At 63.5% G+C, this 23,976-nt stretch carries 19 protein-coding genes and 1 pseudogene; 9 read left to right on the top strand and 11 right to left on the bottom strand.

The features are described from left to right. Positions 1 to 261: 261 nt before the first annotated feature. From G3480_RS03475 to G3480_RS29405, 4 genes and pseudogenes are all read left to right on the top strand, one after another. Positions 262 to 522, top strand: coding sequence for a hypothetical protein (locus G3480_RS03475; RefSeq protein ID WP_164652280.1), 261 nt, complete (start codon positions 262 to 264; stop codon positions 520 to 522). Continuing rightward, complete coding sequence (locus G3480_RS03470) at positions 519 to 818, top strand: pepsin/retropepsin-like aspartic protease family protein (protein ID WP_164652279.1); 300 nt, start codon at positions 519 to 521, stop codon at positions 816 to 818. Before G3480_RS03475 ends, G3480_RS03470 begins: the two co-directional genes overlap by 4 nt. A gap of 273 nt (positions 819 to 1,091) precedes the next feature. Further along, the gene (locus G3480_RS03465; RefSeq protein WP_164652278.1) at positions 1,092 to 2,348 is read left to right on the top strand and encodes a metallophosphoesterase family protein; all 1,257 of its coding nucleotides are present in this window, start codon (positions 1,092 to 1,094) and stop codon (positions 2,346 to 2,348) included. Beyond that, a pseudogene (locus G3480_RS29405) lies at positions 2,258 to 2,905 on the top strand (ATP-binding protein); the annotation flags it as partial. The gene G3480_RS03465 and the pseudogene G3480_RS29405, both read left to right, overlap by 91 nt. A gap of 62 nt (positions 2,906 to 2,967) precedes the next feature. Here G3480_RS29405 and G3480_RS28190 read toward each other — a convergent pair. Beyond that, positions 2,968 to 3,243: a hypothetical protein gene (locus G3480_RS28190; protein ID WP_240905559.1), complete on the bottom strand. Its 276-nt coding sequence runs from the start codon at positions 3,241 to 3,243 to the stop codon at positions 2,968 to 2,970. Positions 3,244 to 3,346: 103 nt separating this feature from the next. Between G3480_RS28190 and G3480_RS03460 the strand changes: the two genes are divergently transcribed. Beyond that, the gene (locus G3480_RS03460; protein ID WP_240905558.1) at positions 3,347 to 5,839 is read left to right on the top strand and encodes an ATP-binding protein; all 2,493 of its coding nucleotides are present in this window, start codon (positions 3,347 to 3,349) and stop codon (positions 5,837 to 5,839) included. A 90-nt stretch (positions 5,840 to 5,929) separates the two neighbouring features. Here G3480_RS03460 and G3480_RS03455 read toward each other — a convergent pair whose 3' ends face one another. Genes G3480_RS03455 through G3480_RS03435 form a run of 5 tightly spaced genes read right to left on the bottom strand, consistent with a single transcriptional unit; the run spans position 5,930 to position 9,807 of the window. Continuing rightward, a complete protein-coding gene (locus G3480_RS03455) occupies positions 5,930 to 7,003 on the bottom strand; it encodes a glycosyltransferase (protein WP_164652276.1) in 1,074 nt (357 codons plus the stop codon). Next, entirely contained in the window at positions 7,000 to 7,416 is a 417-nt protein-coding gene (gene vapC / locus G3480_RS03450; RefSeq protein WP_206171470.1) for a type II toxin-antitoxin system VapC family toxin, read from the bottom strand. Before vapC ends, G3480_RS03455 begins: the two co-directional genes overlap by 4 nt. Then, positions 7,416 to 7,613, bottom strand: a complete 198-nt coding sequence (locus G3480_RS03445) for a type II toxin-antitoxin system VapB family antitoxin (protein WP_164652275.1) — start codon at positions 7,611 to 7,613, stop codon at positions 7,416 to 7,418. The genes vapC and G3480_RS03445 overlap by 1 nt, the downstream gene beginning before the upstream one ends. Before the next feature lie 50 nt (positions 7,614 to 7,663). After that, complete coding sequence (locus G3480_RS03440) at positions 7,664 to 8,752, bottom strand: glycosyltransferase (RefSeq protein ID WP_164652274.1); 1,089 nt, start codon at positions 8,750 to 8,752, stop codon at positions 7,664 to 7,666. Further along, positions 8,749 to 9,807: a glycosyltransferase family 9 protein gene (locus G3480_RS03435; protein ID WP_164652273.1), complete on the bottom strand. Its 1,059-nt coding sequence runs from the start codon at positions 9,805 to 9,807 to the stop codon at positions 8,749 to 8,751. The genes G3480_RS03440 and G3480_RS03435 overlap by 4 nt, the downstream gene beginning before the upstream one ends. Positions 9,808 to 10,025: 218 nt before the next feature. Between G3480_RS03435 and G3480_RS03430 the strand changes: the two genes are divergently transcribed. Together G3480_RS03430 and G3480_RS03425 are read left to right on the top strand one after the other, a co-directional pair. Beyond that, the gene (locus G3480_RS03430; protein ID WP_240905557.1) at positions 10,026 to 11,399 is read left to right on the top strand and encodes an O-antigen ligase family protein; all 1,374 of its coding nucleotides are present in this window, start codon (positions 10,026 to 10,028) and stop codon (positions 11,397 to 11,399) included. Next, positions 11,396 to 12,691, top strand: coding sequence for a capsular polysaccharide export protein, LipB/KpsS family (locus G3480_RS03425; protein WP_164652272.1), 1,296 nt, complete (start codon positions 11,396 to 11,398; stop codon positions 12,689 to 12,691). The genes G3480_RS03430 and G3480_RS03425 overlap by 4 nt, the downstream gene beginning before the upstream one ends. 139 nt (positions 12,692 to 12,830) lie before the next feature. Here the strand turns inward: G3480_RS03425 and G3480_RS03420 are convergent, their stop codons facing one another. The 4 genes from G3480_RS03420 to G3480_RS03405 all read right to left on the bottom strand — a co-directional run bounded on the left by G3480_RS03420 (position 12,831) and on the right by G3480_RS03405 (position 16,588). After that, positions 12,831 to 14,123: an NAD(P)/FAD-dependent oxidoreductase gene (locus G3480_RS03420; RefSeq protein WP_164652271.1), complete on the bottom strand. Its 1,293-nt coding sequence runs from the start codon at positions 14,121 to 14,123 to the stop codon at positions 12,831 to 12,833. Positions 14,124 to 14,148: 25 nt separating this feature from the next. After that, positions 14,149 to 14,748 (bottom strand): c-type cytochrome, encoded by a 600-nt coding sequence (locus tag G3480_RS03415; RefSeq protein WP_164652270.1) that lies wholly within the window; start codon positions 14,746 to 14,748, stop codon positions 14,149 to 14,151. A gap of 273 nt (positions 14,749 to 15,021) precedes the next feature. Continuing rightward, positions 15,022 to 16,026: an ankyrin repeat domain-containing protein gene (locus G3480_RS03410; protein WP_164652269.1), complete on the bottom strand. Its 1,005-nt coding sequence runs from the start codon at positions 16,024 to 16,026 to the stop codon at positions 15,022 to 15,024. Further along, positions 16,016 to 16,588 carry a NapC/NirT family cytochrome c gene (locus tag G3480_RS03405; RefSeq protein WP_164652268.1) on the bottom strand — a complete coding sequence of 191 codons (573 nt, stop codon included), beginning with the start codon at positions 16,586 to 16,588 and terminating at the stop codon, positions 16,016 to 16,018. The genes G3480_RS03410 and G3480_RS03405 overlap by 11 nt, the downstream gene beginning before the upstream one ends. A 627-nt stretch (positions 16,589 to 17,215) precedes the next feature. Here G3480_RS03405 and G3480_RS03400 point away from each other — a divergent pair. Beyond that, on the top strand, positions 17,216 to 21,097 hold the full coding sequence (locus G3480_RS03400; RefSeq protein ID WP_164652267.1) for a glycoside hydrolase family 99-like domain-containing protein: 3,882 nt from the start codon (positions 17,216 to 17,218) through the stop codon (positions 21,095 to 21,097). 238 nt (positions 21,098 to 21,335) lie between these two features. Then, a complete protein-coding gene (locus G3480_RS03395) occupies positions 21,336 to 22,460 on the top strand; it encodes a glycosyltransferase (protein WP_240905556.1) in 1,125 nt (374 codons plus the stop codon). A gap of 6 nt (positions 22,461 to 22,466) precedes the next feature. On the opposite strand, the gene G3480_RS03390 is transcribed toward G3480_RS03395, so the two are convergent. Then, positions 22,467 to 23,858, bottom strand: a complete 1,392-nt coding sequence (locus G3480_RS03390) for a glycoside hydrolase family 99-like domain-containing protein (protein ID WP_338114052.1) — start codon at positions 23,856 to 23,858, stop codon at positions 22,467 to 22,469. Positions 23,859 to 23,976 lie beyond the last annotated feature (118 nt).

Below are 23,976 nucleotides of genomic sequence, written 5' to 3'. Positions count from 1 at the left end.
GGGCACCGGCATCCTGCGCACCAAGCTCAACATCAAGCGGGAGAAGGATCGCGGCAAGGAGCCCCTGCGTAACGGGGCCAAAATATCCAGGTCTTGGGGCTGGAACGGGGAGCCGCGAGACTTCATCGGCGTCGGCAAAGAGCCGGACGGCAATCGCAGGAATGACTGCCACTGCAGCAACGCGGTCAAACAGGCGGCGCAGACATCCGCGGAGTGAAGTCAAAGAGCGTGATCACTTTAGGGTAGCGCCAGGAGGTACGAATGAAGTGGGCAGAGGTTCGAGCCGAGCATCCAAACGCATGGCTGGTTGTCGAGGCGATCCAATTCCATGAGGAGGGAGACGTTTTCGTCGGCGATGACATGACCGCCGTGGAAAAATGTCCCGATGGCGCCGCCGCATTTGCTGCCTACCGGCGTCTTCATCAGGTCTATCCAGCTCGCGAATTTGTGTTCGTGCATACCAGCCGCCAAGAGTTGCGCGTCGAGGAACGGCGCTGGATGGATATCAGGACCGACGCATGAAGCTGATACTCCGCGATTCCTTGCTGTTTGTGCCGGTGGCCTTGGTCTATCACGGCGTCAGGCTGGAGATTGACGATGTCTTGGTCGATACCGACTCGGCCACCACGCTGCTGTCCATTGATGCGGTCGCCTCTCTCGGCATTTACCCCGAAACCACTGACAGCCTTCGCAGGATACGAGGAGTGGGTGGGTGGAGTATGTCTTTTCCAGACCAGTCGATGCGATCGCTATCGGCGAACACCAAGCCTCATTGCTGGACATCGAATTCGGCGGATTGGACGATGGCTTCAAGATGAATGGCATCTTGGGATTGGATGCTTTGCTTCGGGCGGGCGCCGTTCTCGATCTCAAGAATCTGAGCATCGACGCTTTGGTTTGATTGTTTGGATGACAGGGAATCAGCGTTCCGGCCGGTCAGCTGTTGGAGCCCGAGGCCAATGATGCATCATTTCAGTGAGGGTCATTTTTCATCATGAGTAAGACGCTCGCCCAACACCGGCTGAACGACGTGCATCTCTCGCGGGCTCAAGAGAAGGTCAACCAAACCAATACCTGAGGTTTACGCACCCATGTTTCGCTTCATCCACGCCGCCGATCTTCATTTGGACAGCCCACTCCAGGGACTGCAAGCGCATGATGGCGCGCCGCTGGATGTGCTTCGCGGCGCGACCCGGCGGGCATTCGAGAACCTGGTTCAGCTTGCGATCGACGAGCGCGTTGATTTCGTGGTCATTGCCGGCGACCTCTACGATGGTGATTGGAAAGACTACAGCACGGGTTTGTTCTTTCGAAGCCAGATGGCCCAGCTCAATGCCAGTGGCATTCCGGTCTACCTGATTGCCGGGAATCATGATGCCGCCTCGGTGATCACGAAGAAGCTCGGCCTTCCCGACAATGTGCGGGTGTTTTCCACGCGCACCACGGAATCGTTCGAGGTGCCTGGGCTGCCGGTGATCATTCATGGCCGCGGATTTCCCAATCGCGCCGTTCCTGAGAACCTGGCCCTGGACTATCCATCCGCCATAGCGGGCAAGTTCAATCTGGGTCTGCTGCACACCAGTTTGACGGGGCGCCCCGGCCACGCGACCTACGCGCCCTGTTCCGAGCAGGATCTGCGCAGTAAGGGCTACGGCTACTGGGCGCTGGGGCACGTTCATCAGCCCGAGGTGATTAGCAAAGACCCCTGGATTGTCTTCGCCGGCAACTGCCAGGGGCGGCATGCCCGCGAAACCGGGCCACGCGGCTGCTGCCTGGTCAGTGTGAATGATGCCCTCGAAGTCGAAGGCGTCGAACGGCGCACGCTGGATGTGGTGCGCTGGCAGGATGTGCCAGTGGTCTTGGACCAAGTGGAAAAGGAAATCGAAGCCACTCAGCGTATTCGCACCGCCCTCGCCGATGCCGTGAAGATGGCCGAGGACCGCTTGTTGGCCGCCCGAATCACCTTGACCGGAGCCAGCCCGCTGCACGGCTGCCTACACCGTGAGGCCCAGCGCTGGAGGGCCGAGATTCTGGGGATCGCACAGGACTTTGGTGAGGACGCTGTCTGGATCGAGCAGATCAAAGTGGCAACCTCACCGGTCTATGACCTCGGCCAGTTGGCGGAGCGTGATGCGCTGACGAAGATCGTGCTGGAAACGCTGGAGCAGGCGACCCACAGCCCGGATGACTTGCCGGACGACATCCTCGAGATGCTCAATGTGCTGCCTCTGGACGTGCGGGCCGAGGTGGAAAGGGAATGGGCGACGGAGCAGCGTTCCGCGCTGATGGCGGATGTCCGTGCAATCATTCTGGATTCGCTCCAAACGGAAGGAGGAACGTCCGCATGAGATTCCAGCGACTCAGCATCCCCGCGTTTGGACCCTTTACCAACCTGGATCTTTCGTTTCCCGCGGAGGATTGCGATCTGCATCTGATCTATGGCGAGAACGAGGCCGGCAAGAGTTCTCTGCTGAGAACCATCCGCGATTTGTTATTCGGCATTCACGGCAAGTCCCCTGACAACTTCCTGCACGACTACAAGCATTTGCTGGTTCGGGGCGAGATTGAGAATCGAGCGGGTGAACAACTGGTGTTCCAGCGCCGCAAGGGCAACAAGAACACGCTTTTGGACCGGGATGGCAATCCCCTGCCGGATAATGCCCTACAGCCGTTCCTGGGTGGTGTTGATCAGGCCCATTTTTCAGCCATGTTTGGCCTGGGCAGCAGAGAACTCCGCGAGGGTGCCATGCAATTGCTCAAGGGAGAGGGCGAAATCGGCACCGCACTGTTTTCCGCAAGCCTGGGCGGCACGCCCATTCAGCGTGTCCTGGAGGCGCTGGTTGCGGATTCCGAGCAGCTCTTCAAAGGCCGGGCGTCGGCCAACGTGTCGATCAGACCGGCGGCGCACCGACATAAGGATCTGTTGAAGCAAAGCCGCGACGCCACGGTCAACGCCGAGACCTGGGATCAGTTGAAAAAGGACTTGACGGAACAGGCTTCGGCCCGACAGACGCTGGAGGACGAGATCAACGACATCGCGCGCGAGCTCGCCTGGGTTGAGCGCTGTGAGGATGCCTTGCCGAGCGTCGGACGTTTGAGCGATGAAATGCGATCACTCAGCGAGCTTCCCCCCTTGCCGGATGTCGCCAGTGATTTCGTCGAACGGGCGCGATTGGTTCGCGCCGCCGTGACCAGTTCCAGTGATGGTGTCCAGGCGCTCACCACCCGGATCAACCAGCTCAACAGCCAAGTGGCCGACTGTGCGACTTCCCCGAAGGTCCTGGCTGAGGCGGAGGCACTCGACGTCCTGCATCAGGAACTGGGGGCCTATCGCGAGCACAAGAAAATGCTCGCCAAGCTGAAAGAGGAACTGGCCGGCATTGAACCGGTCTTGCGGGCGGGCATGAAAAACCTGGGTGTCCATGGGGAACTGACATCACTGGAGACCCTGCGCCTGAGCAGTGCCGTGCGACTGAGTTATGAAGAGGCTGCAAACGCCCTGCGGGACGCGATGAAACAGCATGCCGAGAATGCGGCCACGGTGGATGCCTTGCGGGCCGAGATCGAGAATGATGGAACCGAGCTGGCCCTGCTCCCGGAAACCGACTTGACGCCGCTACGAGAGGCCCTCGCGGAGGCCGCGGAGGCGACGGAAGCCAACAAGACCCTAGCCGCAAGCCAGGCGGAGGTCGAGAACCTGATCCGCGCGGTTGCCACCGAGCAGGCGCTGGTGCCTGGTGTTCCCGAGGACGTGGATGCCGCCGCGCGCCTTGCCGTTCCCGCACCCGCCACCATTCGCAAATTCCGTGAAGAGTTCGACCGGCTGGAGCGCGAAATCGATCAGGCCGGCAAGCTGGTCCGAGACGAGGAGCGAAAGATCAACGCATTGGAGGACGAATTGCGCCGTCTTGAGCGTCGCGGCGCCTTGCCATCCGAGGAGTCCCTCGGGCAAGCCAGGGAACATCGCGACCACGGCTGGCAATTGGTCCTTGCGGAATGGAAGGGGGATGGCGCGCAGGAACCCTTCGACCCCGAAGTCCCGCTGGAAGACGCCTTCCCGCAAGCGATAGCCAAGGCGGACAGCATCGCCGATCAATTGCGACGGGATGCCGAAGCCGTTGCCCAGGCCGAAGAAAAGCGTCTCCAGATCCGAACCAGCCAGAAAACCATCATGGAGGCAAAAGAGGCACTCGTTGCACACCGGGATGCGGCCGCGACATGCCAGGCGGCGTGGGAGGCGGAGTGGGCGCCAAGCGGAATCACCCCCCGTTCGCCCGACGAGATGGACGACTGGCGCGAGAACTGGGTTCGGTTCAGAGACACCGTCATCAGGCTGCGCGAAGCCGAGGCCGCTTTCAGTGCCAGGCACACAAAGGTTCAGAACGCCAGAAACACGCTGGCGGCGGCTTTGGCGGAGTCTCCCAACAAGTCGTTTTCCGTGCTGTTCGAAGCGGCCAGAGACCGTGTTCAGCAAGGGGAGGAATCAACAGGCCAGCGCAATGCCATCGGGAAGCGCCTTGAAAAGCAGAAAAAGACCCTGGCGGGCCTTGATCGAAAGTCTGTCGATCTGCTGGGTGCGCTCGACACGGCGAAGGCAAACTGGACGTCGCGCAGTCGGTCAGCGGGGCTGGCGCAAGACACGACGCCGGAATCAGGTCTGAGATTACTTCAGGAACGCCAAGAGCTTCTCGCCAAGTTCGACACTTGGGGCAAATTGTCCGGCGAAGCTGAGATCATCGCGGACAGGATCCGTCAGTATGAACGCAGTGTTGCCGAGAAGGCGGTCGCGCTGGAGATCGAGGCGGGCCTGACGGAAGCACAGGAGGCCGCTCTGTGGAAGGCGCTTTCGCAGGCTCGGAAGGCGCAGACAGAGCATGATCAGCTCATGACTCAGATGACCGACGCGGACGCTGAGCTGACGACCGCGAGACAGACGGCAACACAGGCATTGCAAGACCAGGCAGAGCTGATGCGATTGACCAACCTGGAGATGCCGGAAGCACTGGAGCCGCTGCTCGCTAACCTAGAGAAGCGCAAGGCCATCCAAGACCGGATCGATGGTCTGAGAGACACCCTCAGCCTACTCGCTAAGGGGCAGGGGGTGGATGAGTTTGTTGCTCGGGTTCAAGCCGAGAACGCGGATGACTTGCCGCAGCGCAAAGCCAGTCTGGAAGGCCGAAAGACAGAAAAAACCCAGAGCCTGCAGGACGTGCAGGCCAAGTTGATCAATTTGAACCATGAAAAAAGCAAATTAGAAAGCGCCGGGGATGAGGCCGCGGATTTGCGCCAGCAGGCGGAATCCGTGGCGGCGACTTTGAAGCAGGACGCTGCCAGATTCATCCGCCTGCGATTGGCCGCCCATTTCCTGCGGAACCAAATCGAACGGTTTCGAGAGGAAAACCAGGGGCCGCTGCTGGAAAAATCAGGGCAGGTGTTCAAGCAGATGACTCAAGGCGCCTTTGATGGTCTCGCGGCGCAATTCAACAACGAGGATGTCCCGGTGATGGTTGGCCGCAGGGTGAATGGGGTAACCCCTGTGCCTGTGGAAGGCATGAGTGATGGAACCCGTGATCAGCTCTATCTCGCCCTTCGTCTCGCGGCGATGGATCGTTATCTGGAGGATTATGAGCCGATGCCGCTCATTCTGGATGACTTGCTGATTACTTTCGATAATGAACGAACTAGGGCGATTCTTCCGCAGCTTGCGCATCTCGCCAGGCGGACTCAGATATTCCTCTTTACGCATCACGCACATCTGGTTGAACTCTGCCGCGAGACAGTGGGTGAGGGGCAGTTCAATCTCCACAATCTCAGCCGCAGTCTTCATCACCCGGGCTGAACATGCACCGGCAGCGCCCCCCGCTATGATCGGACGCCCGTCGCGGCGAGGGCGCAGCTCCCACCGATCAAGGCGCATCCGACTCCGGGCTCAGCCGGCCAGGCAGCGATAGAGTTCGAGATAGCGGTCCATGATCGCTTGGCGGCCGAATTCGCGCTCGACGCGCTCGCGGCCACGGCTGACCATCGACACCATGAGCGCCGGATCGGATAGGGTCTGCCGGATCCCGCTCGCCAACCCGATGGCGTCCTCACAGGACACGCAGAAGGCATCCTCGCCGTGCCGCGCCAACTCGCGCGCCCCGCGAAAGCGCGCGGTCACCAATGGCTTGCCCCAGGCCCAGGCCTCCAGGATGACGTTGCCCAGGGTCTCCGCATCCAGAGACGGGAAGACGACCAGATCCGCCATTTGCAGGTAGGGTGCCGGATCAGGCTGCCAGCCGGCCCAGAGGATGCGGTGGGATTGACCGAGCTGCTCGGCCTGCGCCTGGAGCTTGGGACCCAGGGGACCGTCACCGACCATCACCAGGCGCAGCGGCCGGTCGGCGATGCGCTCGGGCAGTCGGCTCAGCGCCTCGATCAGATAGGCTTGACCCTTGACCGCTACGAAACGCCCAAGCGTCAGCAGCACCCAGGCGTCCTCCGGGATGCCATGCGCCTGGCGCCGCTCGGCGACGGCCTCGGGCGCGACCGGACGCGCAGCATCGGCGAAGTTGTAGATGTGATAGATGCGCTCCGCCGGCAGCCCCTGGCGCACCATCCAGTCGCAGAGCCCCTTGGTATTGCCGATCCAGGCGTGCGCGTGTCGGTAGGGCCCCAAGGCGTAATAGCCGCCGAGCCGCGAGACATGCACCGGACGCTCCCCCAGCGGCAGATGGGTCAGCCGCGTGGCGCGCCCCATGTAGGTCTGGACGATATCCGGCCTGAGCTGCTGGATGAGCCGCGTCGTCGCCCGCCGCGACCAGGGATCCCAAGTCGTGCGATAAGGCAGTGTGTGGACCGGAAGCCCGCCCAGATCCATGCCGTCCAGCGCGCTGCCGTCGCGGATGGCGAGCTGAGCAGCAGCACCGCAATCCGCCAGCGCCTGCGAGAAACGGATGAACCAGCGCTCAGCGCCGCCGAGGGCCTTGCTCGCGACCATTTGCAGGGTGCTTGGGTCGCTCATGAAACCGACCTGACCGAGGCGGCGGGATGGACCTGAAGGCCCAAGATCCGCTCGATGGGCTCAAAATCACGATCAGCGTGCAAAAACGTCACTCCTTCCAGGATGCAATAGCTCGCGATGATGACGTCGATGGTCTTGCGAACCGTGATGCCTCGAGCGCGCAACCGCCGGTAGTTGTCCGCTGCAGCCAAGGCGACCTGGTAGCCGCCAAGCTGACGGAAAGGTAGCGAGCAAAGCAGCTGGCGCGCCTGCAGATAGCCTGCTTCGGATCGGAACCCCTGGAGGACCTCCGTCAGGATCAGGTCGCCGATCAGTACCGGCTCGCTCGCAAGCACGGAATCGAGCGCGTCCGTCTGACGAGAGACGACCCCATTGAAGTAGCCGATCCAGACCGAAGAATCGACCAGTACCATCAGGCATCGTCGCGCCGCATGGCGTCCAGGTCACCTTCCCAGTGCAGCTTGCCGCGCGCAGCACGGATGCGTTCCTGCTCTTTCAGACGGACGAGCATTCGGAGTCCTTCCTCAACAGCCTCGCGTTTGGTCTTGAGACCCGAGAGCGCAAGGGCGCGCTCCATCAGCTCGTCATCGATGACGATGTTCGTTCGCATGACCTTTGCACCAATGTGTACCAGATTCAGATATTATACACATCCGCACTTCAGCCGACGGATTCCATCAGCTCTCGGTAAACGGCGAGATTCCCCTCCACCATGGCGTCGATCGAGAACGCGCGCGCCATGAGCGCTCGGCCGCCCGCGCCCAGGGCCGCTCTGCGCTCGGCATCCTTGAGCAAGGCGGAGATGGCATCGCGCAGGGCGCGGACATCGCCAGGCGGCACCAGCAAGCCGTTCTCGCCATCGCGTACGGCCTCGGGGATGCCGCCGGCGCGACTCGCGACGATGGGCACACCGGCGCTGGCGGCTTGGAGCAGGGAGACGCCCAGCCCCTCCATCAGGGCCGGGTGCACGACCAGGTCGAGGCAGGGCAGGATCTCGGCGAGGTCGTCACGGAAACCGGCGAGCCGGATGCGCGCGCTCAGACCGGTCTCGGCGATCTGCCGCGTCAGCTCATCGGCGAGCGGCCCCTGGCCGAAGAAACGCATCTCCAGGCTCGGGTGCTCCACCATCAAGTCGCGCGCCGCCTCAATGAGAAAGCGGTGACCCTTGCGTGGAATGAGCTGGGCGATGACGCCGATCAGCTGGGCGTCCTCTGACACACCAAGGCGCGCTCGAACCGCCGCCCCCGCACAGCCGCCGGCATAGTGCTCGAAATCCACGGCGCTGCGGACGATACGGAGCTTGGCCGACGGCAGCCCTTCCTCGATCAGCACCCGACCGATGCCCTCGGAGATGGCGACGACCCGATCATGCAGCCGGTACTTGAGCGCGACCAGCCACCTCGGCTCTGGATTGTCGACCCGACGGGTGTGGATGACGGGCACGCCAGCGAGTCTTGCGGCAATCCCACCCATGACGTCCGCCCCGATGCGGCTGTGCAGGTGCACCAGGTCGGGGCGCGCTTGCCGGATCAGACGCCGCAACCGATCGGCCATGAGCACATCGGCATCGCCGTGCATCGGCATGCCGTGGACCTCGGCGACGGACGCCGCCGCCGCGGCCAAGGCACAGCCGCGCGGACAGGCGAGCAGGCTCTGATGCCCGCGCGCATGGAGCCCGCGCAGCAGATGCAGCACCTGAAAGGCCCCGCCGTAGAGATGACGACCGCCCTCGACGTGGAGAATCTTCACGCCTTCAACACCTGCTTGGCGGCGGCGATCACCTCTGAGACCTCAATGCGCTGCATGCAGTCGAGCCAAGGCCGCTGCTCGGGCGTCGCCCGAGGACCGCAGGTCGGCCGCCGCTTGCAGGGCGAACAGGGGAGCTGGTGATAAAGCACCTGGGCATTGGGGCGCGTGGTGTCGAGGTAGGGACAGGTCGAGCCGAACAGCAGCAGGCTCGGCGTATCCAGCGCAATCCCCATATGGCCTAAACCCGTATCCACGGCGACCAGCAGCGCCGCCCGATCGATCATCGCAGCCGCCTCGGTCAGGCTCGTCTTACCCGCGAGATCGACGACGAGATCGTCCGTGGCGTCGGCGATGCGCATCGCGGCCTCGCCATCGCCCGGCCCGCCGAGCAGCACCGGCACCAGTCCCAGCTCGTCGCCTATCCGGCGCGCCAGGCGCGACCAGTGCGCCTCGATCCAGTGCTTCTGCGGTCGCGTCGTGAAGGGACAGAGCACCGCGTAGCCGTTGCCCAGCGCCTCGCGCCGGATGATGTCTTCGACGAAGGCCGCCTCGGGCTCACCGTAATGCACCACCATAGCGAACCCGTCCACCGGCAGGCCCAAGGACTCCGCGAGGAAGAGGTACTCCGAGCCGATCCGCTTGGACTCCCCGCCGCGCGGCAGCCTGCGCGTCATCAGCCATTGACTACCCTCGCGCGAACCCAGCCCAATGCGCTCGCGCGCGCCGGAGAGCCGCGTCAAGGCACCGCTCTTCAGCAAGCCTTGAAGGTCGATCGCCAGATCGAAGTCGCGCGCGCGCAGGTTGTCCCGCAGCGCGCGGATGCAGCGCGCAAGCTCACGCAAACGCCGCTCACGCCACAGGCGCTGCCAGTGTCGGAGCGGACAGACGATGACCTCGTCGAGGTCCGGATGCTGATCCAGCAGTGCCGTGCACTCCGGCTGCACCAGCCAGGCGATATGGGCATCCGGCCATTGGCGACGCAGGGCGGAGACCAGCGGCGAGGCAAAGACGATGTCGCCGATGGCGCTCAGTCTGACCAGTAGGATGGATTTCATGGTGATCGCTGCTGAGCGGTCCTAGGCAGGGTCGGCGCCCAGGATCACCGAGCTTCTCGGCGCCGCGCAGCCAGTTCGAGCCGCGCGCCAGCGCCCGAGGAGCCCCTGCCCCTGGGAATTCCAGAAGCCCAGCATGGTAGCATCCGGCTCCGCATCCCTTCGAGGACCATGCTCGGCCGGGCCTGTCGGCCCGAACCCTGCCCAATCGGCTTGACTCGATGAGACCTCTCACAGACTTTGCCGTGAATATCCTGGCGCCACTCCGCAAGCTGCTGTCCCGACTCGACGCCGAGCGGATCATACTGACGCTCGCCCCAGCATTCCTGGCCGTCAGCACGGCGACCATCAATGTCGCCTACTACGAGGTGCATGGCCCAACCCTGCATGCACTGATGCTGCTGAGTCTGATCTGGCTCTATCTGCGTTGGCGCCGCGGGCAGCCGCTGGAAAGGGGTCGCACCGGCTCGCTGCTGAGTGCGATCTTTCTGGCGTACGCCCTGATTGCGGTCCTCGCGGCGGGCATGGCTGGCTTCAATACCGACGCCTTGAACCGGCTGGAGCACTTCAGCTACTTCCTGGCTGGGGCTTTGCTGATCCCCTTCCTCGTCGCCGCTCGAATCCGACCGCTTTGGCTTTGGAGCGCGGTCGCGGCCGCTGCACTGCTCTCGGGGCTCTATGCCTTTTGGGAGGTCCAAACCCTGGGGCCGGCCTTCGAGCAGACCACAGGCATGAGCTACCGCGCCGGCGGGAGCAAGAGGAAGCAGATCCCCTTTGGCGACATTGCCACACTCGCGGCGGTCCTCAGCGGGCTCGCGGCCTGCGTCTACTACCCAAGGCGCCGCATACTCTCCGTCCTCTTTCTGCTCGCGGCGCTCGGCGGGAGCTACGCCAGCTTCGCCTCTGGAACGCGCAGCGCCTGGCTCTTCTTCCCGACGGGCATCCTGGTCATCGCCCTCTACCTGATGCAGCAATATCCCGCGCAACGGCGTCAATTGTTCGCGGGGCTCGCGGCACTCTTCTTGGTCGCCGGAATTGCGCTGGTGCAGTCCGATCAGATTCGCGACCGCTTCGCCATGGCCGTCTCAGAGCTGGCGGACTACGCCAATGGCGACGGCGTTCAACCGGGCAACTCGCTCGGCGAACGTTTCGAGATGTGGCGCGGCGCCTGGATGGCCTACCAGGCGCACCCCTGGCTCGGCATCGGCGTCGGTCAGCTCAATAGCCATTTCAAGGAGGTCGCCGATCGGGGGCTGATCTCGCAGGCGATCGTCGCCTTCAACCAGGGCGAAGGTCATACCCACGCCCACAACGACTACATCCATACCCTGGCCACACGCGGGCTGGTCGGATTGGGATCACTGCTGCTCCTCTATCTGGTGCCGCTCGGCGTCTTCGCCCGCACCGCGCTCGCCCGGCACGACCCAGAGCTTCGGGGAATCGGCTACGCGGGCATCCTCACCATCTTGGCCTACATGCAGTTCTCTCTCACGGACTCCATCCTGCTCATGCGCATCACCGCCGGCTACTTCGTTCTACTCACCTGCTGGCTGCTGGCCATGAGCCTGGCCGGCTCCAGGGCGGAATCCCTATGAGCACAAAGGTCATCGCCTTCATCGACCCAGGCCCGAACCTGACGCAATATCTCGCCGCCGTCGGCGCCCGACTGCCGGCGGGCTACAGACCGGCCTATTTCGCGCTGCGGGTGAAGAGCCGCAGCCTCTTGCGGCGGCTCGGCCGGCCGATGCATCCGCAACACCGGACCGGCAAGGCGACGCACTGGCCGAGCCACATCGAACTCGATCAGGACGGGCTCATCGCCAGGCTACGCAAGGCGTCCGACAAGACACTGGTCGCCCAGACGGCAGCCGAGTTCTGCTGGCTGGTCGGCGCCCTGGACGCCTTCCTGAATGAGATCGAGCCTGCCGGCGTCTTTCTGTGGAACGGCTCGGGTCTAGCCGCGGTCATCACGGAGCAGCTCGCGCGGGCGCGGAACATCCCACTGATCTTCGGCGAGAACGGCTATCTGCCGGGCACGCTCCAGCTCGATCCCCGAGGGGTCAACGCCTTCTCGGGCATCGGGCGTGACGTCAGCCTCGACGAAATCCGCGCACGCTCGTACAACGATGCCCAAAGCCAAGCGCTGGATCGCCTGCTGGACGACTACCGAGCGGGCAAGGCGCCCAAGCGCATGCCGCCGCGCGGCGGCCGAGTCCGCCCCTCGCCGCTCGCCTATCTCGTCCAGGCTTGGGAGGACTTGCATGAGCGCGAGCCATCGCTGGACGGCAACCGGCTCATCCCGCGCGAGATCCCGCCGCTCCCGGAGCGCTTCGTCTTTTTCCCGCTCCAGGTCCGCAGCGACAGCCAGCTCACCATCCACTCACCCCTCTACGGCAATCGGCTGGACGAGGCCATCGCGGATCTCTATGCGGCCGTGCAGGAGATCGACCCCCAGCTCAAGCTGGTCGTCAAGCTGCACCCGGCGGACCTCGGCAAGTCCGACTATGACCCCGTTGTTCGACGCCTTCCGGACATCCTTTGGATTGGCGGCGGCGATGTGCGGACCATCCTGGAGCGCGCCGCCTGCGTGGTCACCATCAATTCGACCGTCGGCATCGAGGGCATGATCTATGGCAAGCCGGTCGTCACCCTGGGCGACAATTTCTACGTCCGCGAGGGACTGGTCCATCCGGTCCGCGACCGGAGCGAGCTGGTCGAGCGGCTTCGCGCCGCACTCAGCGGCCCGCCTGATACCGAACTCACCCAGCAGTATCTCCGCTATCTCTACTTCCACGCCTTCGTGCGCGCCCATTGGCGCGATTACGCCGAGGCATCGCTCGATGCCATCGCGGCACGCATCGTCGAGATGACGGCAACGCCGCGGTAGACGCCCGCCGCTGCCTATCCGGGAATCGGCGGACCGCGCTCGTGCGCGTGCCTGCTACGCAAATGGAGACCAAATGAAAAAGGGGCCACAGCGTGGCCCCTCGGTCAGTTACCCCCGGCAGGGGTCAAGGCTCTCGCGCTTATCCGAAGATGTCATGCACGATGTTGTTATACCAGCTGTACGCATAGGCGACTTCACGGGCGAGTGCCCAATCCGGCGCATCCATGGGCGTCAGACCACCCGAGTCCGGCACCGATGCGATCTCGGAGCCATCTTCGCTCAGCCGATAGACGGCGGCGACGGAGATCCCGTAATCCGGCGCGATGATGGAGTAGCAGGTGTTGATATAGGAGGGCGTTCCCGGCTCCTCACCGTTGAGCATGGCGATGATGGCAGCGGCCACCACCTTGCCTTGGCTGTTGGCGGAGTAACCTGACTTGGGCATCGTGGTCGCGATGCAGGCGTCGCCGATGACATGGATGCCTTTGTGGATGCTCGACTCGAAGGTCTTCTTGTCGACAGGGCACCAGCCGGAATCGTCCGCCAGCCCGGCGACCTGAGCGATCTTTCCAGCGCGCTGGGGCGGGATGACATTGAGCACATCCGCCTCGATCTTGTCCCCGAAGCTCGTCTCGGCGACGGTCTTGTCGGCATCCACCTTGACCACGGCGGCATCCGGACCTGGATGCCACTCGATTATGGCGTTGTCCGTACCGAAGCCGTAGCGCCGCTCCCAGCCCTGGGTGAAGAGGCCTTGCTTAGAGAACTTCTGCTTGCTGTCGAGGATGATCACCTTCGACTTGGGCTTGTGGGTCTTCAGGTAATGCGCGATCTGGCTGGTACGCTCATAGGGTCCGGGCGGGCAGCGGAAGGGGTTCGGCGGCGCGGCGATGACGACGGTGCCACCGTCTTTCATGGCCTCGAGCTGCTTACGCAGCAGGGCGGTCTGCTCGCCCGCCTTCCAGGCGTGGGGCAGGCGCTCGGCGGCGGCTTCGCTATACCCCTCGATCTTGTCGTAGAGCAGCTCGATTCCCGGCGCGACGACGCAGCGATCGTAGCCGAAGTCCTTGCCCCCGGCGGTCTTGACCACCTTCTTGTCCGCATCGATGCCGGTCGCGCTGTCGTGCACCACGTTGATGCCGAGCGCCTTGAGGCCCTCATAGCCGTGCTTGATGGAATCGAGCTTGCGCTCACCGCTCAACACCTCGTTGCTCATATAGCAGGTGTAGTAGCTCTTGTTGGGCTCGATGATGGTGACGTCGATGTCCGGAGCCGCCTTCTTGATGTAGCGCGCCGCCGTGGCGCCGCCGGTGCCGCCGCCGACGATGACGACGCGTTGGTTCGCGCCGAGGGCGATCTGGGGCAAACCGAGCGCTGTGGCCGCGCCCGCGATACCGGAAACTTGGATGAATTGCCGTCTGGTCAGTGCCATCTCTGCTCCTCCGTCTAGACTCTCGTTATTGTTGGCTGGCGTAGTAGGCATTGAGGGCGTCGAGACCGGCCTCGCCTTCCCGTTCAAGCATCTCCTCGAGCTTTCTGCGCATCTTCTTTTCCATCTCTCTGCGATCTGCGCGGAAGTCGGCCATGGCGTATTGCAGATAGGGGATCCACTGCCCGGCCAGGATGTTGTAGTCCTCTTCATCCTTCAGCGGCTTGCCGCCTTCGGCGTGGCACTTCTCGCAGTACTTGTCGTGAAGCGTCGCGCCCTTGTCGACGAGCGCCTTGTCATAGGATTGGACCGCAGGCTTGTACTCCTGCTTGTGGAAAACCTCCGCCATCTTCTCGAAGTCTTTCGTCGAATAGCCGCGAGCGATGCGACCCATGATGGTCGAATAGGTATCGCCGCTCTTGAAGGCCTCCATGGCATCGACGAAGACGACCGGGTCCATCTCGGCGATCGAAGGGGCCGCCGGCCCCTGGCTGTTTCCGCCATAACCGTGACAACCGGCGCAGGCACCCGCAAGCATCTCGCCGGTCGGCTCGGCGCCAACCGTCGACGACAGGCAGAGCGCAAGGGCCCCGATCGCGAAGGTGAATGTCGTTCTACTTGTTGCCATCGTTCTTATCCTCTCCTCTTCACTTGCTCTAGTGGCTTAATCAGGTGGGACCTGCTCCACCTCTACGAATCCCGCCCGCAGCGCCTCGCGCTCGGACGATCTCGATCACATCGCAGCTCGGGCTTCTGTGGTCAGCTCGAGAGCAGGGTCGCCGTGGGGCATCGCCGCGGACGGGCGGCGATTTGGCGGGGCCTCATGGACAGCCAGACAAATACCTTGCCAAGACTGTTGGAATTCGGTCTCAAACAGAGAGGGGCTCAAGCCCTGGCTGTGTTACTCGGAGGCTGTTGCCGCGAGGATGTCCGCGGCCTCGGCATTGCCCTTGGCGCGCGCGATCTCCGCCGCCGTCCGATTGTCGCCGTCGCGCAGTTGTGCCGAGGCTCCCCCTTCGAGCAAGGGCCGGAGCACGGCATTGTGCTCAGTCGCGACGGCCTCCATCAGCGCCGTCGTGCCCTGGGCGTCTTGTGCGTTCGCATCCCCACCCCAGGCGAGCAGGCGCGAGACCATGTCTGCGTGGCCGCGACCGGCCGCAAGGATGAGCGCCGTCGCGCCCGTCAGGTCACGTGCGTGGAGATCCGCGCCCGCATGGACCAGCGCCTGTGCGACGTCGAGATGCCCCTGATCGGCGGCGATGAGCAGCGCGGTGTCACCCTCCTTATCACGCGACTCCAGCTCGGCCCCGCCCGCGACGAGCAAGGCAATAACGCCGGCCTCTCCCTTCTCGGCCGCCTGCATGAGTGCGGTCCGGCCGTCCCGGTCGGCGGCCTTGGGGTCCGCCCCGCTGGCGAGGAGCTGCTGGACCATCTCGGCGATGCCGTAGCGTGAGGCGATCATGAGCGCATCCCAGCCGGAGCGCGTGCGATCGTGCACATAGGCCTTGTGTTCGAGCAACAGGGCACTGATGCCGGTGTGCCCCCCCTCGGCGGCGAAGGTCAGGGCAGTACAGCCCGCGGCGGTCCGGGCGTTGACAGCGGCCCCTCGATCGAGCAGCAGCGAGACGGTCGGCAGATCATCGGCCTCGACCGCCATCATGAGCGCTGTCTTGCCGAACTGGTTGCCCTCATTGATGGGCGCCCCCTGGTCGAGCAGGCTGCTGATGGTCTCGGTATCGCCGATCATGGCGGACAGCCTCAGCTCGCGCGCCAAGTCCTCCTCGGCCGCGGCCAGCGCATGAAACAGAGCGCCGCTCAGGAGCAGTGCGGCGACGATCGAGCGCGCATGGAGCCTTTGCAGCGTCCTCTCTCCAACGCCGGCTCGGAGTGGGGTCTCAGTTGGCATCCGCAACCTCGCTGTCGCTGTCCTCGGGCGGATCCGGCTCGTAGTGCACGACACCGCGGTGACAATCGATGCAGGTCTTGTCCTTGTCGCGGGCCGTAGAGTGGCGACTGCGCGCCGAACGACTCTGCTCGGACAGGTCCATGTTGTCGAATTCATGGCAGCTGCGGCACTCTCGCGAATCGTTGGCGCGCATCCGATCCCAGACCATGTTCGCCAGATACCAGCGACGCGCCTCGAACTTCTCGGGTGTGTCGATGGTGCCCGCGATCTCGTGGTAGACGTCCTTGGCCGCGATGATCTTGGTCAGCAGCTTGGGGCCAAGCGGTTTGGGCACATGGCAATCCGCGCAGGTTGCCTGGACCCCGGAGGTATTCTTGTAGTGGAGCGAGTCCTGATATTCCTCGTAATTGGTCTGCATCGTGTGACAGGAGGTGCAGAACTCGAGGGTGTTGGTGGTCTTGATGGCAAAGTCGACGCCAAAGACGAGCAGCACGCCGACGACGAGAAGGGCCGCTGTCAAGGCAAGTGAAATATGGCCAGAAGAAGCCGAGGGCTTCGACATTGAGACATCCTCCTCTGTGGCGGCACCCATCGCATGCGCTCGCCGCGGCGGTCTTGTGACGGGCTCAACCCGCCAAGCTGACGCGCTTCGTTATTGATAATTGTCATGGATATTACGTCATTCACGCCGCCTTCGCCAAGTTCAGCCTCGGCGCGGGACAGGGTCTAGAGCGGTCTGTGTTTCCCGATAAGCCCGCATGAACCTTTGGCATGAAACGCCGGCTCCGAGCGCGTCGCGTCCTGTTTTCAGCGTCTCGCCATGCAATCGTGCAATCGAGTCTGAGCTGTTCGCGATGCTGCGCCCTTGGGTGTGAGGCGAAATCCTGTCGCAGTCTCATCCCGCGCCCTCGGACGTCGACAAGCCAAGTACAATGGGGCGTCGACCCTTCCGCAGATGTGCTTGTCGTGCGACGATCCCTTGCAGGTCCAAGGATGCAGCCAGGCGCCGCCCGCCGGCCTTCAGCACTGGGAATGCGGGTGCTGGCGAGACCCTTGTGCGCTCACCCGAGGTCGATCAGGGGAAAGGCGAGAATAGGCGCAGAGACAAGGCTCTAAGCCGACTGCAGTTGGCCCGCCGTTTCTGCCGGGATGAGCTAGGAAGAACCAAAAATAAGCGAGCGAGAAAGCGATGGCGCCCCAAATCTTGGATGATTGCATCGGACCGGGACGGGTCTTGGTGATCGCACGGCAGTGCGGTGACGAGTTGGTCGGCTGCGGTGGTGCGCTCCTCGCGCACCTGAGCCGACAGGATCCGGTCTCGGTGATCTTTCTCGAGGCCCCGCTCACGCCTGCCCGAATGCCTGATTCGCCAGATGAAGCTTGCGTCTCCGCTGACATGCTGGGCTATGGCCGACCCACTGGCCTAGGGCTGGCTCCGGGCGAGATCCGCTACTCTGAAACGCTGATCGCCACGCTTGGCGACCAAATCGACGGCTTTGGTCCCGACCTCATCTATAGCTGCGCGCCAACCGAACCGCTTGCGGCGAACCGCTGGATCGGGCTGTCGGTTGCAGAGGCGCTTCGGCGGTCGGGTCGCTCGTGCCGGTTGGCCTTCTTCGAAATGGATGCACTTTTGCAGCCCAATATGCTCCTGGATATCACCCGCCACAAAGGGCGGAAGGCGCAAGCGCTCAGCCGAATGGCTGCGGACGGGCCTGAAGCGACGCTTGGCCGCGCCGCGAGAGCGCGCGCGATCCTGGCATCCTCTGGTGAAGAGGCGCGCGACCCTTCCGTCGAGGCCTTCTTTCTGCTCGAGGCCGACGCGCTGAGGCGATCGCGTCCTGGCGGTCCTGCGAGCCTGCTCCTGACTGCGGCCCGAGCGAGTGATGCAGCAGAGTCGCTGCGGGTCCCTGCCCCCCTCGTGTCAGTCATCGTTCGCTCAATGGCACGACCTGAACTCGCCGACGCGCTCAATTCGATCGCCCTTCAGACCTACCCCAACATCGAGACCATCGTGGTACAAGCCAGCGCCGGGCCACCGATGTCTTGTCCAGAGCGGGTCGGGCATGTGCCGGTGCGGCTCCTTCGCGGCGACGGCGCATTGCCCAGAAGCCATGCGGCAAACCTGGGCTTGGAGCACGCGCGTGGCGAATACCTCGCCTTCCTGGATGATGATGACTGGTGGCTTCCGGAGCATCTCGCGGCCCTGGTGCCTTTGATGTCGGCTGGTCCGGAGCGGGCGGTCTACAGCGGGGTGCGCTGCGTGCGCGAGGCGGAGGGCGACTGGGTTGAGGCGCACGGCTTCAACGCGGCCTTCGAGCCGGATCGCCTCCTCGTCGAGAACTTCATCCCCATTCACTCGGTCCTCTTCCACCGCTCGCTCTATGAGGAGGGGTGTCGCTTCGACCCCGCACTGGATGTCTACGAAGACTGGGACTTCTGGGTCCAGGTGAGTCGCTTGACCGGCATGCGACACCATGCCGAGATTACCGCCATCTATCGTCTCGCCAGTGGCGCGGGGTTCGGTGTCGATGCCGAGGGCAGCGAAGTCGCGGAGGCGCTGGAGCGCTTTCTTGCGAAATGGCGCGGGCATTGGACGCCTCTCGAAATCATGACGATCATCGAGCGCGCGCGCGCCGCCCAGGGTATCCAAGTGATGCAGCGTCAGGTGCGTCTGCTGGAAGCGCAGCGCGATCAGTTCAGCGAACACGCTCAAGTCTGGCGGACAAGGGCCAAGGAGGCGGAGAGACAGCGGCATCAGGCACAAATCGAGGCGAAGACGCTGGAGGGGCGCTTGCTCGTCGAGCACCTGTCGGAACGCGAGCGGGTCAGCGACGAACTCAAGCGTCTTCTTGGCGAGCGGCAAAGGCACTACGAGCAAGTCATCGGCGAGGTGAGCATCGCGCGCGATGTCGCCCTTGCCACCTTGGATGACGTCTATGGCTCGACCTCATGGCGGGTGACGCGGCCGCTGCGCGGAGCCCGCAGCGCTGTAAGCGCTGTCCGCGCCGGAGCGCGTGCAGCATCAATGGCGCTCCCTCACAGCCTTAGGTGGGCCTATCGTCGGTTGCTGCCCCAACGCCTGCGTCAGCAGGCCGCACCTGCCGTCGCGCGCCTGACTGCGTCTCTGCCGCAGCTGATCGAGCGCAGCACCGATGACGGCTGGCAATCAGCGCCCTTTCCTGCCCAGCCTCTGCAGATCCTCAAGATTCCCAAGGAGCACCTGGCGCGCTGCGCATCGACGTTGGTGATACCGACCTCGGAGGATCCCGAGGTGAGCATCGTCATGCCGGTCTTCAATCACCCCAAGTACACCTTGGAATGCCTCGCGTCCTTGGTCCAGCATCCGCCTCAGACGGAATTCGAGCTCATTCTCATCGATGACGCCTCGAGCCAGGACACCAAGAGGCTGCTGCGCGCGGTGCGCGGGATCCGTCTCATCGAGAATGCCGAAAACCTGGGCTTCTTGCGCTCATGCAACAAGGCCGCGGCCACCGCGCGCGGGCGCTACCTCATGTTCCTCAACAACGACACCCAGGTGCGCGCGGGTTGGCTCGATCATCTGGTCGCACCCTTTGCCGATGCAGCCGTCGGTATGACCGGCTCCAAGCTGTTGTATCCGAGCGGCCATTTGCAGGAGGCGGGCGTAAGCATCTCTGCCGATGGGGTCGCTCACTTGATCGGGCTCAATGGCGATCCCGCCTCGCCTGCCCATAACCGCCTGCGCGAGGTCGACTATTGCTCGGGGGCGAGCTTCATGATCGAGCGCACCCTCTTCGAGAGCCTCGGCGGCTTCGATACCCGGTTCGCTCCGGCCTATTTCGAAGACGCGGACCTTGCCTTCCAGGTACGCAGTCGCGGCCGCAAGGTGCTTTATCAGCCGGCCTCGGAGGTCGTGCACCACCTCAGTGTGACGACCGAAGCCAGCGGCGATAAGCTCATAAGAATCGAGGCGAACCGCGATAAGTTCGTTCAGAAGTGGGCCACGGAGCTGGAAACCCTCAATCAGGTGCGACTGATCAGTTTTTATCTACCACAGTTTCACCCGATCCCCGAAAACGACGCTTGGTGGGGCGAAGGCTTCACCGAATGGACCAACGTCACCCGCGCACGCCCGACCTTTGAGGGGCATTACCAACCGCACCTTCCGACGGATCTGGGCTTTTATGATCTCAGACTCGCCGAGATACGTCAGCGGCAGGCAGACTTGGCGCGGCGTCATGGGATCTACGGCTTTTGCTACTACTACTACTGGTTCAACGGACACCGTCTGCTGCACCGTCCGCTCGATGGTGTGCTGGCCAGCGGCGAACCCGACTTTCCCTTCTGCGTCTGCTGGGCGAATGAGAATTGGTCCAGGCGCTGGGATGGGCGTGATGCGGACCTCCTCATGACGCAGCACTACTCGCCGGAGGATGATGTTGCCTTCATTCGAGCGCTCTTCCCCGCCTTGGCGGATCCCCGCTATATCCGGATCAATGGCCGCCCCCTGGTGCTGCTGTACCGTGCCAGCCTGCTGCCCGATTCGCAGGCGACAACCGACCGCTGGCGAGAGGAGTGCCTCCGGGCCGGTTTGCCCGAGCCCTATCTCGCGCGCGTCTTGAGCTTCGAAGAGCGGCATGCACAGGCGCGGGGCTTCGATGCGGCGGTCGAGTTCCCGCCTCACGGCCATGCCGTTGAGGCTTCGCCCCCTCAAAACATGTCTAACCCTGGCTTTCGCGGGCGTTTCTACGACTATCCGGCAACGGCCCGTGCCTTTGCGGCGGCCCAGTACGAAACGCCAAAGCTGTTTCGCGGGGTCATGCCTTCTTGGGACAACACCGCGCGTCGGCAAGACGCCGCCGATATCTTCCTCGACGCGTCCCCGAGCCTTTACGAGCAGTGGTTGAAGCGCATGATCGAGGAGACGCGAGACCTGCATTTCGGGGACGAGCGAATCCTCTTCGTCAATGCTTGGAACGAGTGGGCGGAAGGGAACCATTTGGAGCCCGACAGTCGATTCGGCTCCAGCTATCTCGAGGCGACTCGTCGCGCCTTGGATGCCGTCATCGTCCAGAAGGGAGTGCGTTGAAGTGACGAAGGTTATGGCTCACTGGCTCGGCCGCCTCGGCGATGCACGTCGACGACATCATGGCCTCCGACCGCTCCTCGCCGCCGTGTGGCGGTTTGCGCGGGAGCAGGGCGCAGGCGCGGCTTGGCGTCGCTTCACTCCATTCCGGCCTCCCGCGCCCCAGGCGTCGGAGACCGTGAGCAGGCTTCCGAGCCGCACCGCACATGAGCAAGCCGCTCCCCGAAGCGCCGATCAGTGGATGAGCCGTGCGCCCGGCGTCCTGCTTGTCGGTCATCCCTATCTGATCTCGGGGCGGGGTGAAGACGTGCGTACCGCCGCCGCCGCGATCGCGGGACAGGGGATGCCCTTTCACATCCGCAACACCTTCGACGCCGGGCAAGAGAACCAGGCGAGATTCCCCAACTTTCGCTATTTCGACCGTATCGCTCGCGAGCAGCGTTATCGAGCGAACCTCTGCGTACTCAATGCCGATGAAATGATCCCGGCGCGGAATCACCTCGGGACGGACTTGTTCGACGGCGGATACAATATCGGTTACTGGGCCTGGGAACTCAGCAACTTCCCCGAGGCTTGGCTGCCGTCTTTAGATGTGGTCGACGAGGTCTGGGCGCCGTCTCGGTTCATCCAGCAGGCGGTCGCGGCCAAGACCAGTCGACCTGTCGTGCGCATGCCGCTGATCGTGGAGCCAGAAGACGTCCAGATGGAGCGGCAGTATTTCGGGCTTCCTGAGCGCTGTTTTCTGTTCTTGTTCTTCTTCGATTTCAGCTCCTTCATCGCGCGGAAGAATCCCTGGGCCGTCATCGACGCCTTCAGGCGCGCTTTCCCAGAGACCTCGGGCGATGAGGTTGGTCTTGTGATCAAGCTCAATGGGGGGCAGCTCCGCCCCGAGGATTATCAGGAATTCCTCGCACGCGACGAGATCCGTCGGCCAGGCATCTGGATCATTGACGAAGTGCTGAGCGATCCGGAGATCCGCGGCTTGATGGGCTGTTGCGACGCCTTCGTCTCTCTGCACCGCGCAGAGGGCTTTGGCCGCGGCCCCGCGGAGGCCATGTACTACGGCAAACCGGTGATCGCGACCGGGTACTCGGGGAATCTGGATTTCTGCAATGAACTCAACGCCTGTGTCGTCGATTACAGGCTCGTGCCCGTTTTGGACGGCGAATATCCTCATGGCGATGGTCAGATTTGGGCAGATGCGGATGTCGAACAAGCGAGCTGGTATATGCGCAAGCTGGTGGCCGAGCCCGACTATGGAGCGCGCATCGGCGCCTGCGGCGCTGAGACCATCCGCATGCTCAACAGCAGCGCCGCTGTCGGACAGCGTTACGCGGCACGCTTGCGCGCCCTCGATCTGATCTGAGGCCTTTCAGTCAGCAGCGGCATCGGGATTTTCCGCTCCAACCGGAGTCTCCGGCGACTCGAGCTGGGTGCGCATGAGCGCATCGCGCGTTGCCTGCAGATAGGCGTATCCGTATTTCTGGTCGGGCTCCAGATGCGCCCCTTCCGCCCACTCGTTCCAGGCATTCACGAAGACGAGCCGCTCCGACGGGTCGGCTATGCGTGCCTGCGAATCCCGGATCGCGTTCTCGAGCCACTCGCGATAGCCGCTTGGCGTAGAGCCTAGAAAGATGGCGCCGCGGCCTGGGCGCCTTGCCTCATTGTCCCAGGACGGATTGACGCAGCGGAAGCGTCTGTAGTCGCAACCCTCGTAGTGGCGGCTGCGCTCGGGATAGATGCTCCAGTCGTAGATGGTGCCTGCAAAACGGGAGTCGCGCCCTTGGATGTGCTTGGTGATATCCACTGGATGACTGTTGTTCGGGGGAAATTCCACCGCTGCGTCGAACCCGTAAGCGGCAGGCGGCTCCGACTCGAAGGATTGCGTGTAGGCGAGGTAGAGGTCGCCGATCCCTTGCTGCTGGCACCAGAGGCGCCACCGCTTGGCCGTTTCCGATGGATTGGGCAGCAGGGCCGGCCGATAGACCATGAGGAGGGGGCGCCCTCCGACGCGGATGTATCTCGGGTCTCTCAGGTACTTCGAGATCCTTGCGATGAAGGCGAGATCGTCCTCAGGAGAATGCGCCTGCGCGATGAGAATCTCTTGATCCCGCCCATCCCAGCGCCGACTCCAGTTCTCGTTGGCCCAGCAGAGACAGAAGGGCAGATCCAGGCTGCTGTCCAGATAGGCCTCGAGCGGGCGCTCCAAGAGACTTTTTCCGGCGAACCAATAGCAGTAGAAGGCGAAGCCGCCGATGCCATAGCCTTTGGCGAGTTCGACCTGGCGTGCCATCACTTCAGGGACGCGCAAGTCATAGAAGCCAAGCTCGCCGGGCAGGTGCGGCTGGTAGTGACCGGGAAACTGCGGTCGACCGCGAACGACATTGGTCCACTCGGTGAAGCCCCTCCCCCACCAGGCGTCATTCTCCGGGATCGGGTGAAACTGCGGCAGGTAGAAGGCGATGAGTCGCGCCGGGGGCGAGACAAGCGGCTCCGCGTCGATGAGCGGCACGGCCTGGACGTCTTGCTCAGGGAGCGCGCCGCCCCTGCCCCGCCACAGCTCGCCGCGCTGGCGCGCTTGCACGAATGCCTTGAAGCCAGGGTGCTTGCGGAAAAGGAAGGGCAGAACTCGGAACAATCCGCGCTGCAGGCGCTGCCGCGTGGAGATGTCGAGGGGGAGCAGGCGCCATATCGGACGCAGGAGATTGAAGGCCATGATTCCATGCCGGTGACTGCGCGGCACGGCTGCGAGCGAGCCGGCCACGCGGCAGGAAAGCTCGGTTGATAGCCGCCCAGGCAGTGGAAATGAGGAGCCGGGTCCGATTCCCGGTGAAACGGCGTGGTATAGTACCCCGATTATCAGCTGCATAGGTGAAAGAGCC

The organism is Thiorhodococcus mannitoliphagus (assembly GCF_010915725.1).
GTDB classification, from domain to species: Bacteria; Pseudomonadota; Gammaproteobacteria; order Chromatiales; family Chromatiaceae; genus Thiorhodococcus; species Thiorhodococcus mannitoliphagus.
Note: the sequence above shows the minus strand (reverse complement) of the source record. Positions and strands in the feature narration are given on the sequence as shown.

Excerpts from the sequence above, each read along its gene's own strand:
- G3480_RS03475 (WP_164652280.1), top strand. The coding sequence starts at position 262 with ATGAAGTGGGCAGAGGTTCGAGCCGAGCATCCAAACGCATGGCTGGTT.
- G3480_RS03470 (WP_164652279.1), top strand. The coding sequence starts at position 519 with ATGAAGCTGATACTCCGCGATTCCTTGCTGTTTGTGCCGGTGGCCTTG.
- G3480_RS03465 (WP_164652278.1), top strand. The coding sequence starts at position 1,092 with ATGTTTCGCTTCATCCACGCCGCCGATCTTCATTTGGACAGCCCACTC.
- G3480_RS03460 (WP_240905558.1), top strand. The coding sequence starts at position 3,347 with ATGCTCGCCAAGCTGAAAGAGGAACTGGCCGGCATTGAACCGGTCTTG.
- G3480_RS03455 (WP_164652276.1), bottom strand. The coding sequence starts at position 7,003 with ATGAGCGACCCAAGCACCCTGCAAATGGTCGCGAGCAAGGCCCTCGGC.
- vapC (WP_206171470.1), bottom strand. The coding sequence starts at position 7,416 with ATGGTACTGGTCGATTCTTCGGTCTGGATCGGCTACTTCAATGGGGTC.
- G3480_RS03445 (WP_164652275.1), bottom strand. The coding sequence starts at position 7,613 with ATGCGAACGAACATCGTCATCGATGACGAGCTGATGGAGCGCGCCCTT.
- G3480_RS03435 (WP_164652273.1), bottom strand. The coding sequence starts at position 9,807 with ATGAAATCCATCCTACTGGTCAGACTGAGCGCCATCGGCGACATCGTC.
- G3480_RS03430 (WP_240905557.1), top strand. The coding sequence starts at position 10,026 with ATGAGACCTCTCACAGACTTTGCCGTGAATATCCTGGCGCCACTCCGC.
- G3480_RS03425 (WP_164652272.1), top strand. The coding sequence starts at position 11,396 with ATGAGCACAAAGGTCATCGCCTTCATCGACCCAGGCCCGAACCTGACG.
- G3480_RS03420 (WP_164652271.1), bottom strand. The coding sequence starts at position 14,123 with ATGGCACTGACCAGACGGCAATTCATCCAAGTTTCCGGTATCGCGGGC.
- G3480_RS03415 (WP_164652270.1), bottom strand. The coding sequence starts at position 14,748 with ATGGCAACAAGTAGAACGACATTCACCTTCGCGATCGGGGCCCTTGCG.
- G3480_RS03410 (WP_164652269.1), bottom strand. The coding sequence starts at position 16,026 with ATGCCAACTGAGACCCCACTCCGAGCCGGCGTTGGAGAGAGGACGCTG.
- G3480_RS03405 (WP_164652268.1), bottom strand. The coding sequence starts at position 16,588 with ATGTCGAAGCCCTCGGCTTCTTCTGGCCATATTTCACTTGCCTTGACA.
- G3480_RS03400 (WP_164652267.1), top strand. The coding sequence starts at position 17,216 with ATGGCGCCCCAAATCTTGGATGATTGCATCGGACCGGGACGGGTCTTG.
- G3480_RS03395 (WP_240905556.1), top strand. The coding sequence starts at position 21,336 with ATGAGCCGTGCGCCCGGCGTCCTGCTTGTCGGTCATCCCTATCTGATC.